Source organism: Fusicatenibacter saccharivorans (assembly GCF_015557635.1).
Taxonomy (GTDB): Bacteria; Bacillota; Clostridia; order Lachnospirales; family Lachnospiraceae; genus Fusicatenibacter; species Fusicatenibacter saccharivorans.
Genome location: NZ_JADNOP010000011.1, coordinates 69,739 through 86,648, shown reverse-complemented (window position 1 = coordinate 86,648; position 16,910 = coordinate 69,739). Strand labels below are relative to the sequence as shown.

Genomic DNA, 16,910 nt, shown 5'->3' with positions numbered 1-16,910 from the left:
ACAGAAAAGAGGTATTTCAAAATGGGGAAAATATTTGATTACGATGGCGTGCCGGTGCTGCATACCACATCCGGCGATTTAAAAGGTTATTTTTATGACGGTGTTTACATTTACAAAGGAATTCCGTATGCATACGCAGACCGTTTCCAGATGCCGGTTCCGTCCAAATGGGATGGCGTGAAGGATGCGACAAACTACGGCTTTGTATGCCCGCTTCAGAACCAAGATACACCGAACGGCGAGCTTATGGTTCCGCACCGCTACTGGCCGCAGGATGAGCACTGCCAGTCCTTAAATATCTGGACAAACAAACTTGATCCGGAAGCCAAAAAACCGGTTCTCGTATGGTTCCACGGCGGTGGATACGCAGCGGGATCTTCCATCGAGCAGGTTGCGTATGACGGCGTCAGCATCGCAAAGAAAGGTGATTCGATTCTTGTTTCTGTCAACCACAGACTGAATATTTTAGGATATCTGGATCTGTCTCCGTTTGGGGAAAAATACAAAAACTCCGCAAACGCAGGCCACGCCGATATGGTGGCAGCCCTGCAGTGGGTACATGACAATATTGCCCTGTTCGGCGGCGATCCGGAGAATGTAACCATTTTCGGCCAGTCCGGCGGCGGAATGAAGGTGATTGACCTGATGCAGATTCCATCAGCAGACGGCCTGTTCCAGAAAGGCCTTGTCATGAGCGGTGTTATGGAGGACGATCCGCTCGGCGCAGGAGAGAAAGACGGCACGGAGATTATTACGGCAATGATGAAAGCGCTCGGCTTTGACGATGTGGCTCAGCTGGAAACTGTACCGTATCCGCAGCTTGCTGCTGCATATGCAAAAGTGGCTCCGGCGATTGCACAGAGTGGCGGCTACATCGGCGGCGGCCCGAAAAAGGGCGATTACTTCTATGGAAATCCATTCGACGCAGGCTTCCGTGAGCATGCACATCAGATTCCGATGATGATCGGAACCGTATACGGCGAGTTCGCAACGTTTGCACCGGCAGCTTATGATAAGAACAAACTGACAGCGGAAGAGATTCTGGAAATCCTCAAAAAGGTTTATGGAGACAATGCCGAAAAGGTTCTGGACGCTTTCAAAGAAGCATATCCGGAGAAGAACGGCGTAGATGTTCTTGCCATCGACCGTGCAATGCGTGAGCCGACCGTAAAACTTGCCAAACTGTTCGCAAAAGGCGGCGGCAAAGCATATCTCTACAACTTCGCTCTGGAATTCCCGTTCCAGCACGGCAAGCCGGCATGGCACTGCTCCGATATCCCATATTTCTTCGGAAACGCAGATCTCGTAGAAATTTGTGGCATCCCGGATGTCAGCGATAAACTGGAAAGCGAAATCTTCGGAGCACTTCTTGCCTTCGCAAAGAACGGCACCCCGGATCATGCCGGACTCCCGCACTGGCCGGAAGTAGAAGCAGAGGATGCGGATACCATGGTGTTTGACCGCAAAACGGAAGTAAAACACAACTACGATGATAAAGTGTTTGCAGAGATCAACAAAGTTCTGAAACCATGGAGCTTTATGGACATGATGGCTGACAATATTCAGCATTAAAAGGAACAGTTCAATGCGGCATAAGCGGAATCTGGATCGGATTGAGAATATCCGCTTTGACAAATAAAATAAAAAAAGCCGCCTGTTTGATTTGACAAATAAAATCAAACAGGCGGCTTTTTTCTGAAAATTCAGTGTTTTCAATCACATCTAAAGTACTATTCTAACAGGGTCCTGGCGGAAAAACCAGTAAAAAACAGATTGTACTGAAAAAAATACAATCTGTTTTGTTGACACACTTGAAAAAACATGATAATCTAGAAAATGCACTATTATGGCAAGATATGCCTAAAACCTTTTGTTCAGGCATGAGCGGTAATAAATATATTATAACACAAGGGGTGACAACGTCAATGGAGAAAAACAGAATACGTCCGATACCTACCGGAAAAAGTATGCGAATGAGTTACCAGAGACAAAAAGAAGTATTGGAAATGCCCAACTTGATTGAAGTCCAGAAGGATTCCTATGACTGGTTCCTGAGAAGCGGACTCAAGGAAGTCTTTGATGACATTTCACCAATCTCCGACTACGGCGGACGGCTGAGCCTTGAATTCGTAGACTTTACACTGTGTGAAGATGACGTAAAATACTCAATCGAAGAGTGTAAACAGCGTGACGCTACTTATGCGGCACCGTTAAAGGTAAAAGTAAGATTATATAATAAGGAAAAAGACGAGATCACAGAGCACGAAATTTTCATGGGTGATCTGCCGTTGATGACAGCAACAGGAACATTCGTTATCAATGGTGCAGAGCGAGTAATCGTCAGCCAGCTGGTACGTTCCCCTGGTATTTATTACGGTATCGCACATGATAAGCTCGGAAAGAGACTGTTCTCCTGTACCGTAATCCCGAACCGTGGAGCATGGCTGGAGTACGAGACCGATTCCAACGACGTCTTCTATGTCCGCGTAGACCGTACCAGAAAAGTTCCGATCACAGTCCTCATCCGTGCACTTGGAGTAAGCTCCAATGCAGAGATCGTAGAGCTGTTCGGTGAAGAGCCGAAGATTCTTGCAAGCTTCACCAAAGATACTTCCACCAACTATCAGGAAGGTCTTCTCGAGCTGTACAAGAAAATTCGTCCGGGCGAGCCTCTCGCAGTAGAAAATGCAGAGAGCCTCATCATGAGCATGTTCTTTGACCCGCGTCGCTATGACCTGGCAAAGGTAGGCCGTTATAAATTCAACAAGAAACTTGCGCTGCGCAGCCGTATCCGCAACCAGATCCTCGCTGAGGATGTTGTAGATCCGTCCACCGGTGAAATCCTTGCAGAAAAAGGCACCACCGTTACTCTGGAACTCGCAGACAAGATTCAGAACGCAGCAGTACCGTATGTATGGATCCAGACCGAGGAGAGAAACGTAAAAGTTCTTTCCAACTTAATGGTAGATCTGAAAGCATGGGTAGATGTTGACGAGGAAGAGCTTGGCATCAACGAGAAAGTATACTATCCGGTTCTGGAAAAGATCCTGGAGGAAAATACCGATATCGAAGAGATCAAACAGGCGATCAAACGTGACATCCACGACCTGATTCCGAAACATATCACAAAGGAAGATATTTTCGCTTCCATCAACTACAACATGCATCTGGAATACGGCGCAGGAAATGCCGATGATATCGACCACCTGGGCAACCGTAGAATCCGTGCCGTAGGTGAGCTGCTTCAGAACCAGTACCGCATCGGTCTGTCCCGTATGGAGCGTGTGGTACGTGAGCGTATGACAACACAGGACATCGACGGAATTTCTCCGCAGTCCCTGATCAATATCAAACCGGTTACAGCTGCAATCAAAGAGTTCTTCGGATCTTCCCAGCTGTCCCAGTTCATGGATCAGAACAACCCGCTTGGAGAGCTGACGCACAAGAGACGTCTTTCCGCCCTTGGACCTGGCGGTCTGTCCCGTGACCGTGCCGGATTCGAGGTTCGAGACGTTCACTACTCCCATTACGGAAGAATGTGCCCGATCGAGACTCCTGAGGGACCGAACATCGGTCTTATCAACTCTCTGGCATCGTATGCGCGCATCAACGAGTATGGCTTCGTTGAGGCTCCATACAGAAGAATTGACAAATCAGATCCGAAAAATCCGCGTGTTACAGACGAAGTAGTCTACATGACCGCAGATGAAGAGGATAATTACCATGTAGCACAGGCAAATGAGCCGCTGGATGCAGAAGGACACTTCATCAACAAGAACGTTTCCGGACGTTATCTGGATGAGACCCAGTCCTACGAGCCGCACATGTTTGATTACATGGACGTGTCTCCGAAGATGGTATTCTCCGTTGCTACGGCGCTGATCCCGTTCCTTCAGAACGACGATGCGAACCGTGCGCTGATGGGATCCAACATGCAGCGTCAGGCCGTACCGCTGATGATCACCGATGCTCCTGTAGTAGGAACCGGTATCGAAGCAAAAGCAGCCGTAGACTCCGGTGTCTGCGTCGTTGCAAAGAAAGCAGGAACCATTTCCTACTCCTGCTCCAACGAGATCCGCATGAACAATGATGACGGAACAAAAGATGTTTACCATCTGACCAAATTCATGCGAAGCAACCAGAGCAACTGCTACAACCAGAAACCGATCGTATTTAAAGGTGACCATGTAGAGGCCGGCGAAGTAATCGCAGACGGTCCGTCTACTTACCAGGGCGAGCTTGCACTTGGTAAAAACCCGCTGATCGGATTTATGACCTGGGAAGGATATAACTACGAGGACGCCGTTCTTCTTAGCGAGCGTCTGGTACAGGATGATGTTTACACTTCCATCCACATCGAGGAGTACGAGGCAGAGGCCCGTGACACCAAGCTTGGACCGGAAGAGATCACAAAAGACGTTCCGGGAGTCGGCGATGAAGCCTTAAAAGACCTGGACGAGCGTGGAATCATCCGCATCGGTGCAGAGGTACGTGCCGGTGATATTCTGGTCGGAAAAGTAACTCCGAAGGGAGAGACTGAGCTGACCGCAGAGGAGCGTCTGCTCCGTGCCATCTTTGGCGAGAAAGCAAGAGAAGTACGTGATACTTCCCTGAAAGTACCGCACGGTGAGTATGGTATCATCGTGGACGCCAAAGTATTTACCCGTGAAAACGGCGACGAACTTTCTCCTGGAGTAAACCAGGCAGTCCGCATCTACATCGCACAGAAGAGAAAAATCTCTGTCGGCGATAAGATGGCTGGTCGTCACGGAAACAAGGGTGTCGTTTCCCGTGTACTTCCTGTAGAGGATATGCCGTTCCTGCCGAACGGACGTCCGCTGGACATCGTGCTGAACCCTCTGGGTGTGCCGTCCCGTATGAACATCGGACAGGTGCTGGAGATCCACTTAAGCCTTGCAGCAGCAGCGCTTGGATTTAACGTATCCACCCCGATTTTCGACGGCGCAAACGAGAAAGATATTCAGGATACCCTGGAACTGGCAAACGATTATGTAAACATGGAATGGGATGCATTCTCCGAGAAATATAAAGATGTTCTGCTTCCGGAAGTATATCAGTACTTGGAAGAGCACCTGGATCACAGAGAACTGTGGAAGGGCGTTGATATCGCAAGAGACGGTAAGGTACAGCTCCGCGACGGACGTACCGGTGAGCCGTTTGATGGAAGAACCACCATCGGACACATGCATTACCTGAAACTGCATCACCTGGTAGACGATAAGATCCATGCACGTTCTACCGGCCCATACTCCCTCGTTACACAGCAGCCTCTGGGTGGTAAAGCTCAGTTCGGTGGACAGCGTTTCGGAGAGATGGAGGTTTGGGCTCTTGAGGCGTACGGTGCATCCTACACGCTGCAGGAGATCCTGACTGTGAAGTCTGACGATGTGGTTGGCCGTGTGAAGACATACGAAGCCATCATCAAGGGCGACAATATTCCGGAGCCTGGTATTCCGGAATCCTTCAAAGTATTGTTGAAAGAGCTGCAGTCCCTGGCACTCGATGTCCGCGTACTGCGTGATGACAATACCGAAGTTAAAATTATGGAATCAGTTGATTACGGTGATACCAACCTGAACCACATCATCGAGGGAGACCGTTACTCTGACAGAGAGGACGAGAGATTTGGTGACTATGGATTCTCCAAGAAAGAATTTGACGGAGAAGAAATGGTAGATGTGGAAGAGGATGAAGAAGAAGACTCTTATCTTGATCTGGATGAAAGTTCAGATGATGACATGTAACTTGTAGATCTTCGCTTTGCGAGGAAAGGGGTAATCAAATGCCAGAAACAGCAAAAAAAGAAAATTACCAGATGAGCTTTGATGCCATCAAAATAGGACTTGCCTCCCCGGAGAAAATCCGGGAGTGGTCCCATGGCGAGGTAAAAAAACCGGAGACCATCAACTATAGAACGCTGAAACCGGAAAAAGACGGTCTGTTCTGTGAAAGAATCTTCGGACCAAGCAAAGACTGGGAGTGCCATTGCGGTAAATATAAGAAAATTCGCTACAAAGGCGTAATCTGCGACCGATGCGGCGTAGAAGTAACAAAATCCAGTGTGCGCCGTGAGCGTATGGGACACATTGAGCTGGCAGCTCCGGTATCCCACATCTGGTATTTCAAAGGAATTCCGTCCCGTATGGGACTGATCCTGGATCTGTCTCCGAGAACTCTGGAAAAGGTTCTGTATTTCGCAAACTACATCGTTCTTGATGCAGGCGATACCAAATTACAGTACAAACAGGTTCTGACCGAGAAAGAATACCAGGATGCCAGAGAGGAGTTCGGAAACAGCTTCCGTGCAGGTATGGGTGCGGAATCCATCAAAGAGCTTCTGATGGCAATCGATCTGGAAAAAGAGTCTGCTGAATTAAAGGCAGGTCTTAAAGATTCTACCGGACAGAAGAGAGCCCGCATCATCAAGAGACTTGAGGTTGTTGAGGCATTCCGTGAGTCCGGAAACCGTCCGGAGTGGATGATTCTTGATGCGGTTCCGGTTATTCCGCCGGATCTGCGTCCTATGGTACAGCTTGACGGAGGACGTTTTGCAACATCCGACCTGAATGATCTGTACCGCCGTATCATCAACCGTAACAACCGTCTGAAGAGACTGCTGGAGCTCGGTGCACCGGATATCATCGTGCGCAACGAGAAACGTATGCTCCAGGAGGCAGTTGATGCCCTGATCGACAACGGCCGCCGCGGCCGTCCGGTAACCGGTCCTGGAAACCGTCCTCTGAAATCTCTGTCCGACATGCTGAAAGGTAAATCCGGCCGTTTCCGTCAGAACCTTCTTGGTAAACGTGTTGACTACTCCGGCCGTTCTGTTATCGTCGTAGGACCGGAACTGAAGATTTACCAGTGCGGTCTGCCGAAAGAAATGGCAATCGAGCTGTTTAAACCGTTCGTTATGAAAGAGCTGGTTTCCAACGGCACTGCACATAACATCAAAAATGCAAAGAAAATGGTCGAGAAACTCGAGCCGCAGGTATGGGACGTTCTCGAGGACGTCATCAAAGAGCATCCGGTTATGCTGAACCGTGCCCCTACCCTGCATCGTCTGGGTATCCAGGCGTTCGAGCCGATTCTGGTAGAAGGTAAAGCGATTAAGCTGCACCCGCTGGTTTGTACCGCATTCAACGCCGACTTCGACGGTGACCAGATGGCTGTCCATCTGCCGCTGTCTGTAGAAGCGCAGGCAGAGTGCCGTTTCATGCTTCTTTCTCCGAACAACCTGCTGAAACCGTCCGATGGTGGTCCGGTAGCCGTTCCTTCCCAGGATATGGTTCTTGGTATCTACTATCTGACACAGGAGCGTCCGGGCGAGAAGGGCGAAGGAAGCTTCTTCCGCGATATGAACGAAGCCATCCTGGCATACGAGAACGGATACATTACCCTGCAGACCAAGATTACCATCCGCTGCGAAAAAGAGATGGAAGATGGTACTGTAATGCAGCAGAACGTAAGCTCCACACTCGGAAGATTCCTCTTCAATGAGATTCTGCCGCAGGATCTGGGATACGTAGACCGTACGGTTCCGGGTAACGAGCTTGCGCTTGAGGTTGATTTCCTCGTTGCAAAGAAACAGCTGAAACAGATTCTGGAAAAAGTCATCAATACACACGGAGCTACCAAAACCGCAGAGGTTCTGGACTATATCAAGGCAACCGGATATAAATACTCCACCCGTGCAGCCATGACCGTATCCATTTCCGATATGACCGTGCCGCCGCAGAAGCCGGAGATGCTCTCAGAAGCACAGGCAACGGTAGACAAGATTACAAGAAACTTCAAACGTGGTCTGATTACAGACGAAGAGCGTTACAAAGAGGTTGTAGATACCTGGAAGAAGACCGACGATGCGCTGACAAAAGCACTGCTCGACGGACTGGATAAATACAACAACATCTTCATGATGGCTGACTCCGGAGCCCGTGGTTCCGATAAGCAGATCAAACAGCTGGCCGGTATGCGAGGACTGATGGCCGATACAACCGGACACACCATCGAGCTGCCGATCAAGTCAAACTTCCGTGAAGGTCTTCAGGTACTGGAATACTTCATGTCCGCACATGGAGCACGAAAAGGTATGTCCGATACCGCGCTTCGTACCGCCGACTCCGGTTACCTGACCCGTCGTCTGGTAGACGTTTCTCAGGACCTGATCATCCGTGAAATCGACTGTGCCGAGGGCAAGGACGAAATTCCGGGTATGTGGGTCAGCGAGTTCACAGACGGAAAAGAGCAGATCGAGAGTCTGCAGGATCGTATCACAGGCCGTTTCTCCTGCGAGACGATCAAAGACAAGGACGGCAACGTCATTGTAAAAGCAAACCATATGATCACCCCGAAACGTGCTGCCCGTGTCATCAAAGACGGCATCAACGAGAACGGTGAGCATTATACAAAAGTAAAAATCCGTACCATTCTTACCTGCCGTTCCGGTAACGGAATCTGCGCAAAATGCTATGGTGCCAACATGGCAACCGGCGAGGCAGTACAGGTTGGTGAGTCTGTCGGAATCATCGCAGCACAGTCGATCGGTGAGCCTGGTACACAGCTGACCATGCGTACCTTCCATACCGGTGGTGTTGCCGGTGGAGATATCACACAGGGTCTTCCTCGTGTCGAGGAGCTTTTCGAGGCAAGAAAGCCGAAAGGACTTGCTATCATCACCGAGATCCCTGGTGTTGCACAGATCAAAGACACCAAGAAAAAACGCGAAATCGTGGTTACCAATCCGGACGATGGCGTATCCAAGACATACCTGATCCCTTACGGATCCCGTATCAAGATCGCTGACGGAACGGTTCTGGAAGCCGGAGACGAGCTGACCGAAGGTTCTGTAAACCCGCACGATATCCTGAAGATCAAAGGCGTACGTGCCGTTCAGGATTACATGCTCCGCGAGGTACAGCGAGTTTACCGTCTGCAGGGTGTAGAAATCAACGATAAGCACATCGAGGTTATCGTTCGCCAGATGCTGAAGAAGATCCGCATCGAGGAAAACGGAGATACCGAATTCCTTCCGGGCGACATGGTAGACTTCCTGGAGTATGATGAGACCAACAAAGCGCTGATCGCAGAAGGCAAAGAGCCGGCAGAAGGAAAACAGGTTCTGCTTGGTATTACCAAAGCATCCCTGGCATCCGATTCCTTCCTGTCTGCAGCATCCTTCCAGGAGACCACCAAGGTTCTGACCGACGCTGCTATCAAGGGTAAGGTTGACCATCTGGTAGGCCTGAAAGAGAACGTTATCATCGGTAAACCGATCCCGGCCGGTACCGGTATGAAGTGCTACAGCAACATTCATCTGAATACCGACAGCATGATCGAGGAAGAAGAGGACGAGGATCTGATTCTGACCGAAGATCTTGAGGACGAAATTCCGGCAGCAGAAGCTCCGGTTGAAGAACCGTCAGCTGAAGAGGAAGAGCCGATGCTCGACTTCGACTTTGAGGAAATGATTCCGTCAAAGGATGATACCGAGGAGTAAACCCTTCAACAAATAATAGCAAGGATTCTCCCACCTCTATAGGTGGTGAGATGAATTGCAAATAAGAAAGTTAACGGCAGTGGCGGGCGGAGAGAAATCGGTATCCCCCACTGACATGAGGCAAACCACAGTCAGCATTCTGCTGACATGTCAGACTCTGTGAAATTACCGACTGTGGATTGAAACAAGGTTAAAAAATAAATATGTCATTTGTGAAAAGCAGAGAATTTTCGGTTCGCCGGGGTCTCTGCTTTCCTTGTGTTTTCGGGAGCATTTTGTTACAATGGAGACAGAAAAGAGGGAAGCCTATGTGGATAAAAAAATTACCTGGCATCGTGGCAAATGCGGCGGTACTGATTCTGGATATATTTGTGATTCTGATGATTGCAGCGCTGTTTCTCCACCAGCAAACGGCGGGAGAGCGTGTGAAAGAGACGATTACGCGTTTTTCCACGACATCGGAGGAGTATTATTCCGAGGGAGAGGCATACAGCCAGAAGAGCGACCGGGTGCATACGTATGCGGTGAAAGAACAGTCTAAATAAGAGGAAAAGATGAGGTAAACTATGCTCCAGAAGTGGAAAAGAAAAGGAAAAAGATTCCGCCATGTGGAAAAAGACGGAGAAGAGACGACGGAGCTTTCTGTGAAAATACGGGCGGCAAAATTTCGTGATCTGCCGATGAGTCTGCGGATTCTGATCGTGAATCTCAGTCTGTTTCTGATTCTGTGCGCCGCATTTTTTATGGCAGGCGCGTATCTGTATGCGCCGCAGGCGGCAGGACGGAATTACGTGGAAGCATGTCTGGCAGGAGACTGGAACAGTGCATACGATGTATGTCAGTTCCCGGACAGCACGTTTCTGTCGCGGAAGAACTACGTCAATGCAATGACCTGGAAAGCAAAACAGGACGGCACTGACGGGCAGGAAACACCGGAGATCAAGAGCTTTTTCATGCGCAGAAAACAGAATCTTGAGACCGGGGAAAACAGGATTTATACTGTGCGGTACACGTTAAAAGGCATGAGCGACTCGCAGGAAGAAACATTGGAGATCGCCGTCGGGGATACCGTAAAATGGAACTTCAAAGAGTGGTACGTTGTGCCGAAAGACAGCTGCGTGACGGATGTCGAAATCACCGTCCCGGCGGATGCCTCGTTCTATCTGGACGGCGTGCAGGTCGGGAAAAAGTATTTAAAAGAGACAGCAGATAACGTCAGCATCTACAAAATCCCGTATCTCTTCCTCGGCGGCCACACCATTGAACTGACCGAAAAACAGAAAGACCCATACCGCGAGATCATCCTCGTGCAGGACAACAGCAGCATGGAATTCCTGCCGGATTTAAAACTCAACGATTCCACCGGCAAAACCATCGCCGACCGTGTAGAAGAGTCCCTGGACAAGGTATTCACAGCCGCAGCCGCCGGAAAATCCTTCAGCACCATCAAAAACGAATTTTCCGCCGACACCGCCGTACAGAAAAACGCCAAAGAACAGTACCAGCAGCTCTGCGATGCCTACCTAAACAGCGACACCAACACCGGAATCACCAGTATCACCGTGAGCAGCGTCTCCACAACCGTAACCAACGAATCCAAGCAGATGAAGATTGAAACTAACGTGACCGCTGCGATCGAGCGACGAACCCGTTTCCTCCATTTCTTCCGGAAAACCAAAACAGAGACGATCACCTGGAAAATCGAATCCGCCGTAACGCTGGAGAAGGAAACCTGGGTCATGGGAAGTGACTTCCTGAAGGGCGTCGATCTGGGAAAATAGACGGGCTGAAATTGAATAAGAACTACGCGAAAAAGAGTGATTCTGCATCCGATTTTCCGGGAACAGAGTCACTCTTCTTTGCTGCGATGAAGATGTTAAGAAACCATGAACTTAAATTTACCAGAAGTGGAAAAATGTAAGAATTTGTGCCTTGCATCTTAGGTCAGATCACGTTATGATAGTAAGTAGAAAAATGTCGAAAAACGTTTGCGTTACGATGGAAGAAAGTTCCGCAAAGGGGCGGGACGATGGAGTATAAACAGATCATATGGAAAGAAAATCATTGAAACAGAGAAGAAAGCAGATGCGCCGCAGACAGATGATGCAGAAAGTATCACGGATTTCCCTGTGTGTGGTAATCGGCCTTCTTTTTCTTGCGCTTATCTGGAAATTTGCGGGAGCGCAGCTTGCGAAAAAAGGAATTGTACTGAGTAATGACACAGCCGCAAAGACGGTGAGCGAGACGGCGCCGGAGGCGGAGGACGGATCGGGAAATGCGGGAATTAAGAAGCTTGCGGAGACCACGCCGCCGAATGAGACGCCGGGATGGCAGTACAGCTCGTCGGGCTGGTGGTACGCAACGGATGCCACAACGTACTACGTCAACGGCTGGGCAGATATCGACGGAAACCAGTACCATTTTGATTCCAATGGTTACATGGCGACCGGCTGGAAACCGATCGGCGGAAAAGGCTGTTACTTTGATGACCAGGGTGTTTACCAGCCAGACCGCAACGGCTCGATGATGGTAGCCCTGACCTTTGATGACGGCCCAGACGTCTATACCAGTACGCTTCTCGATACGCTGGAGCAGTACGGGGCACAGGCGACGTTCTTTATGCTCGGCAGCAATGTGGAAAAATACGGTGCAGATGTGATCCCGCGCATGGCGGCAATCGGCTGTGAGCTTGGAAACCATTCTTATGCGCATCCGAATATGAAAGAACTGAGCCTCGACGACGGCCTTGCCCAGTTCCAGATGACGGATGATCTGATCGCCCAGTACAACAACGGACAGGGTGCAACTGTCATCCGTTTCCCGTATGGAAACAGCACTGATGAACTGCTCGCATCTATCGGCCGCCCGAGCATCATGTGGGATGTCGATACCCTGGACTGGCAGACGAAAAATGTACAGGCAAACATCAGCGCCGTTCTCGACAGTGTAAGCCCGGGAGACATTATCCTGATGCATGATATCCACGAGACGACCGTAGAATCGTGTGCAACGATTGTGCCGGAGCTGATCAACCGCGGGTATGAGCTTGTCACGATTCATACTCTTGCAGCGGCAAACGGCGTGGATCTTGCAGCGGGAGAGACGTATTACGGCTTCCATGGCGGAACGACAAACGAATAGAAAACAGAATAGAAAAACGACAAAGAACCGCCGGTTTACTCTCAAATCAAGAGTGAACCGGCGGTTCTTATGTCGTTTTATAAAAATTTATTTCATTGCCGCTCTCTTACGAAGTCTGGAATCCAGCTCTTTCTTACGGATACGTAAGGAAACCGGAGTAACCTCAAGAAGCTCGTCCTTGTCGATGAAGTCCAGAGCCTGCTCCAGGGAAAGGATTCTCGGCGGAGTCAGACGCAGTGCCTCGTCGGAGGAAGAAGTACGGGTGTTGGTCAGGTGTTTCGTCTTGCAGACGTTCAGCTCGATATCCTCGGCCTTACCGTTCTGTCCGATAACCATACCGGCGTAAACCTTCTCGCCAGGTCCGATGAACAGAGTACCGCGCTCCTGTGCGGAGTACAGACCGTAGGTAACGGACTCGCCTGCCTCGAAAGCGATCAGGGAACCCTGTTTGCGGTATTCGATGTCGCCCTTGTACGGTGCGTAATCTTCAAACTCGGTGTTCAGGATACCAGTTCCTTTGGTGGAGGTCATGAAGATTCCACGGAAACCAATCAGGCCTCGTGCCGGGATTTCGAACTCCAGACGGGTGGAACCATCGCTTGCGCGGCTCATGCCGTGAAGCTCGCCTTTACGCTCGCTGAGGAGCTGGATGACAGTACCGGAGAACTCATCCGGAACGTCAACGTATGCGATTTCCATTGGCTCGAGTTTGCGTCCGCGCTCGTCCTCTTTGTAGATAACCTCTGCCTTACTTACTGCGAACTCATATCCCTCACGGCGCATGTTTTCGATCAGGACGGACAGATGCAGCTCACCACGGCCGGAAACCTTGAAGCAGTCTGCGGAATCAGTCTCCTCGACGCGGAGAGAAACGTCAGTGTTCAGCTCACGCATCAGACGGTCACGCAGGTGGCGGGAAGTTACGTATTTACCTTCTTTACCGGCCAGCGGGCTGTCGTTTACGATGAAGTTCATGGAAATAGTCGGCTCGGAGATTTTCTGGAACGGGATGGAAACCGGGTTGTCCAGATCGCCGCAGAGAGTATCTCCGATGTGGATATCCGGGATACCGGAAACAGCAACGATAGAACCGATGCCTGCCTCAGTAACCTCTACTTTTTTCAGTCCGTCAAATTCATACAGTTTGCTGACCTTTACTTTTTTCTTCTTGGTCAGATCGTGGTGGTTGACCAGCATAACGTCCTGGTTCACGCGGATCGTTCCGTTTTCAACTTTGCCGACACCGATACGTCCAACGTATTCGTTGTAATCGATGGTACTGATCAGAAGCTGTGTGCCAGCTTCCGGATCGCCGGTCGGAGCCGGGATGTATTTCAGGATGGTCTCGAACAGAGGAGTCATATCCTTCGGGGTATCGTTCAGATCGAGTACCGCATGACCCATCTTTGCGGATGCGTACAGAAACGGACAGTCAAGCTGTTCGTCAGATGCATCGAGGTCCATCAGAAGCTCGAGCACTTCGTCGATAACTTCATCCGGGCGTGCTTCCGGGCGGTCGATCTTGTTGATGCAGACGATAACGGACAGATCCAGCTCGAGTGCTTTTTTCAGCACGAATTTGGTCTGCGGCATAGCGCCCTCGAATGCGTCTACAACCAGAATAACGCCGTCTACCATTTTCAGAACTCGCTCAACCTCGCCGCCGAAGTCCGCATGGCCTGGGGTGTCGATGATGTTGATTTTCGTTCCTTTGTAGTAAACTGCTGTATTTTTGGAAAGAATGGTGATTCCACGCTCACGCTCGATATCGTTCGAGTCCATGACACGTTCCTGAACCTCCTGATTGGCACGGAAAACGCCGCTCTGTTTCAGAAGCTCGTCTACCAGTGTAGTTTTACCATGATCGACATGGGCGATGATGGCAACGTTTCTTACATCTTCTCTCGTTGTTTTCATTTCTTCATTCCTCTTCCTATGGGTTGACCCTGCCGGGTTCAATTTTTCAAAATTTCAAGCCGGCCGGGAATGTTTATCACAGCACAAAGGCAGGTGCCTTGCCGTTTTGTCTCTGCTGGATGCCTGCCTATCTGAACTATTATAGCACAGAACAGAGAAAAAAAACAGGGAAGATGTGACATTTTTTGTATTGCAATGGTAGAAAATACGAAGCATGTGGTGCGGTTTTTACAGAAACATATACAAAAAATTGGGCAGAATGCTGATTTGAATAGAAATAAAAAAATCTGGAAAAAAGTGGTTCTGAAAAAGAAATGTGGTTCATACATTAGGATTATAGATCAGCAAAGTACCGATCAGAAATCAATATTCAGAAAGAAAAGACAAAGGAAGGGGATTTTCATTATGGCAGACAAGATGATTGAAAACAATCAGGTGGTTATCATGGGAGAGATTGTCTCCCCGTTTACATTCAGCCATCAGGTATTCGGAGAGGGCTTTTACCTCGTCGATGTGATGGTCAAGCGGTTGAGTGAATCGCAGGACATCATTCCGGTGATGGTCTCCGAGCGGCTGGTGGACGTATCACAGGATTACCAGGGTGAGTGGATCTGCATCAGCGGTCAGTTCCGGTCCTACAACCGCCACGAGGAGAAGAAGAACCGTCTGGTACTCTCCGTATTTGCGCGGGAATTAAGCTTCGTGGAGGAAGAGGACGATTCCGTCAAATCCAACCAGATTTACCTCGATGGATACATATGTAAACCGCCGGTCTACCGGAAAACACCTCTGGGAAGAGAGATCGCCGACCTTCTGATCGCGGTCAACCGTCCGTATGGAAAATCAGATTATATCCCGTGCATCTGCTGGGGACGGAATGCGCGGTATGCCTCTGCGTTTGCCGTGGGCGGCCACGTTCTCATCTGGGGACGGATCCAGAGCCGGGAATATATGAAGCGGCTGAGCGAGACGGAAATGGAAAAGCGGACCGCATATGAGGTTTCGGTGAGCAAGCTGGAATATAGTGAGAGTTAAAGCGCGATCCGCTGTTGACAAGAAAATTTAATGATGCTATAGTAAAAGCAGAACTGAAGTGGATAGAGGTCGCATTACTTCAAGAGTACCTTTTCGGATGCCTCAGCAGCAAAAGAAGAAGAGGAAAAGGGAAGAATGCCGAAGGACATCCGGCGCTGAACCGGTATGCTCCTGGGCGCAGGTTGAAAAAATCTGCGACTGTCATCGAGAGATGGAGAGCTATCTGATCATAGATACTGCGTATGTGTGAATTTGGAGGCGATCTTATCGGGGATGAGGCGCCTCTTTTTTAAACGGAAAGTGAAATTTTCCGTGAGAGATAAGCTCCGGCGACTGATTTCTTATGGTTTTATCTGACACAACATACAGGAGGAAAAGAGAATGTCTATTTTTAAAGGTGCAGCTGTTGCAATTATCACACCGATGACCGAAACACAGGAAGTGAATTACGAAAAACTCGGAGAACTGATTGAGGAGCAGATCGCCGGCGGAACCGACGCCATCGTTATCTGCGGAACCACCGGTGAGGCTTCGACCCTGTCCCATGAGGAGCATCTGGATGCCATCAAATATACCGTGGAAAAAGTAAATCACAGAATCCCGGTAATTGCAGGAACCGGCTCCAACAGCACGGAGACAGCAATTTATCTGTCTCAGGAAGCAGAAAAATACGGCGTGGACGGACTTCTTCTCGTTTCTCCGTATTACAATAAAGCAACACAGAAGGGCCTGATTGCACACTTTACCGCAATCGCAGACAGCGTCAAAGTGCCGGTCATCCTTTACAACATTCAGGGCAGAACCGGCGTAAACATTGCACCGGAAACGATCGCCTATCTGTTCAACAACGTTGAGAATATCGTTGCAGTCAAAGAGGCTTCCGGAAACATTTCCCAGGTCGCAAAAATTATGCAGCTGACCGATGGAAAGATCGATCTGTACTCCGGAAACGACGATCAGGTTGTGCCGATCCTTTCCCTTGGCGGAAGCGGTGTAATCTCCGTTCTTTCCAACGTAGCACCGCGCAAGACCCACGACATGGTACAGAAATTCCTCGACGGCGATGTGGCCGGATCCAGAGAAATCCAGCTGAGAGCACTGCCGCTCATCGATGCGCTGTTCTGCGAAGTAAACCCGATTCCGGTAAAAGCAGCGCTGAACCTGATGGGCAAAGAGGTTGGACCGCTTCGTCTGCCGCTGACCGAGATGGAGCCGCAGAACCAGGAGCGCCTGGCAAAGGCTATGAAAGATTTTGGAATCAAACTGGCTTAAGTTAAGAATACACGAAGTAAAGAAG

At 49.7% G+C, this 16,910-nt stretch carries 9 protein-coding genes and 1 riboswitch; of the genes, 8 read left to right on the top strand and 1 reads right to left on the bottom strand.

Going from position 1 to position 16,910, the window contains the following annotated elements:
* Window positions 1-21 precede the first annotated feature (21 nt).
* The 6 genes from I2G42_RS10640 to I2G42_RS10615 all read left to right on the top strand — a co-directional run bounded on the left by I2G42_RS10640 (window position 22) and on the right by I2G42_RS10615 (window position 12,661).
* On the top strand, window positions 22-1,572 hold the full coding sequence (locus I2G42_RS10640; protein WP_117761434.1) for a carboxylesterase/lipase family protein: 1,551 nt from the start codon (window positions 22-24) through the stop codon (window positions 1,570-1,572).
* A gap of 353 nt (window positions 1,573-1,925) precedes the next feature.
* Window positions 1,926-5,765 (top strand): DNA-directed RNA polymerase subunit beta, encoded by a 3,840-nt coding sequence (rpoB, locus tag I2G42_RS10635; protein ID WP_055266943.1) that lies wholly within the window; start codon window positions 1,926-1,928, stop codon window positions 5,763-5,765.
* A 38-nt stretch (window positions 5,766-5,803) separates the two neighbouring features.
* The gene (gene rpoC / locus I2G42_RS10630; protein WP_195531024.1) at window positions 5,804-9,520 is read left to right on the top strand and encodes a DNA-directed RNA polymerase subunit beta'; all 3,717 of its coding nucleotides are present in this window, start codon (window positions 5,804-5,806) and stop codon (window positions 9,518-9,520) included.
* 308 nt (window positions 9,521-9,828) lie between these two features.
* Entirely contained in the window at window positions 9,829-10,065 is a 237-nt protein-coding gene (locus I2G42_RS10625; protein WP_055266947.1) for a hypothetical protein, read from the top strand.
* A 21-nt stretch (window positions 10,066-10,086) separates the two neighbouring features.
* The gene (locus I2G42_RS10620; RefSeq protein WP_195531023.1) at window positions 10,087-11,301 is read left to right on the top strand and encodes a hypothetical protein; all 1,215 of its coding nucleotides are present in this window, start codon (window positions 10,087-10,089) and stop codon (window positions 11,299-11,301) included.
* A gap of 283 nt (window positions 11,302-11,584) precedes the next feature.
* Window positions 11,585-12,661: a polysaccharide deacetylase family protein gene (locus I2G42_RS10615; RefSeq protein ID WP_195531022.1), complete on the top strand. Its 1,077-nt coding sequence runs from the start codon at window positions 11,585-11,587 to the stop codon at window positions 12,659-12,661.
* 87 nt (window positions 12,662-12,748) lie between these two features.
* Here I2G42_RS10615 and typA read toward each other — a convergent pair whose 3' ends face one another.
* Window positions 12,749-14,578 carry a translational GTPase TypA gene (gene typA / locus I2G42_RS10610; RefSeq protein WP_055220803.1) on the bottom strand — a complete coding sequence of 610 codons (1,830 nt, stop codon included), beginning with the start codon at window positions 14,576-14,578 and terminating at the stop codon, window positions 12,749-12,751.
* 405 nt (window positions 14,579-14,983) lie between these two features.
* Here typA and I2G42_RS10605 point away from each other — a divergent pair, with 405 nt between their 5' ends.
* Together I2G42_RS10605 and dapA are read left to right on the top strand one after the other, a co-directional pair.
* On the top strand, window positions 14,984-15,613 hold the full coding sequence (locus I2G42_RS10605) for a single-stranded DNA-binding protein (protein ID WP_055220802.1): 630 nt from the start codon (window positions 14,984-14,986) through the stop codon (window positions 15,611-15,613).
* 55 nt (window positions 15,614-15,668) lie between these two features.
* Window positions 15,669-15,843: riboswitch (Lysine riboswitch) on the top strand.
* A gap of 151 nt (window positions 15,844-15,994) precedes the next feature.
* The gene (gene dapA, locus I2G42_RS10600) at window positions 15,995-16,885 is read left to right on the top strand and encodes a 4-hydroxy-tetrahydrodipicolinate synthase (RefSeq protein ID WP_195531021.1); all 891 of its coding nucleotides are present in this window, start codon (window positions 15,995-15,997) and stop codon (window positions 16,883-16,885) included.
* The last annotated feature ends 25 nt before the right edge of the window (window positions 16,886-16,910 follow it).

Coding starts and splice junctions, on each gene's coding strand:
- I2G42_RS10640 (WP_117761434.1), top strand. CDS start 22: ATGGGGAAAATATTTGATTACGATGGCGTGCCGGTGCTGCATACCACA.
- rpoB (WP_055266943.1), top strand. CDS start 1,926: ATGGAGAAAAACAGAATACGTCCGATACCTACCGGAAAAAGTATGCGA.
- rpoC (WP_195531024.1), top strand. CDS start 5,804: ATGCCAGAAACAGCAAAAAAAGAAAATTACCAGATGAGCTTTGATGCC.
- I2G42_RS10625 (WP_055266947.1), top strand. CDS start 9,829: ATGTGGATAAAAAAATTACCTGGCATCGTGGCAAATGCGGCGGTACTG.
- I2G42_RS10620 (WP_195531023.1), top strand. CDS start 10,087: ATGCTCCAGAAGTGGAAAAGAAAAGGAAAAAGATTCCGCCATGTGGAA.
- typA (WP_055220803.1), bottom strand. CDS start 14,578: ATGAAAACAACGAGAGAAGATGTAAGAAACGTTGCCATCATCGCCCAT.
- I2G42_RS10605 (WP_055220802.1), top strand. CDS start 14,984: ATGGCAGACAAGATGATTGAAAACAATCAGGTGGTTATCATGGGAGAG.
- dapA (WP_195531021.1), top strand. CDS start 15,995: ATGTCTATTTTTAAAGGTGCAGCTGTTGCAATTATCACACCGATGACC.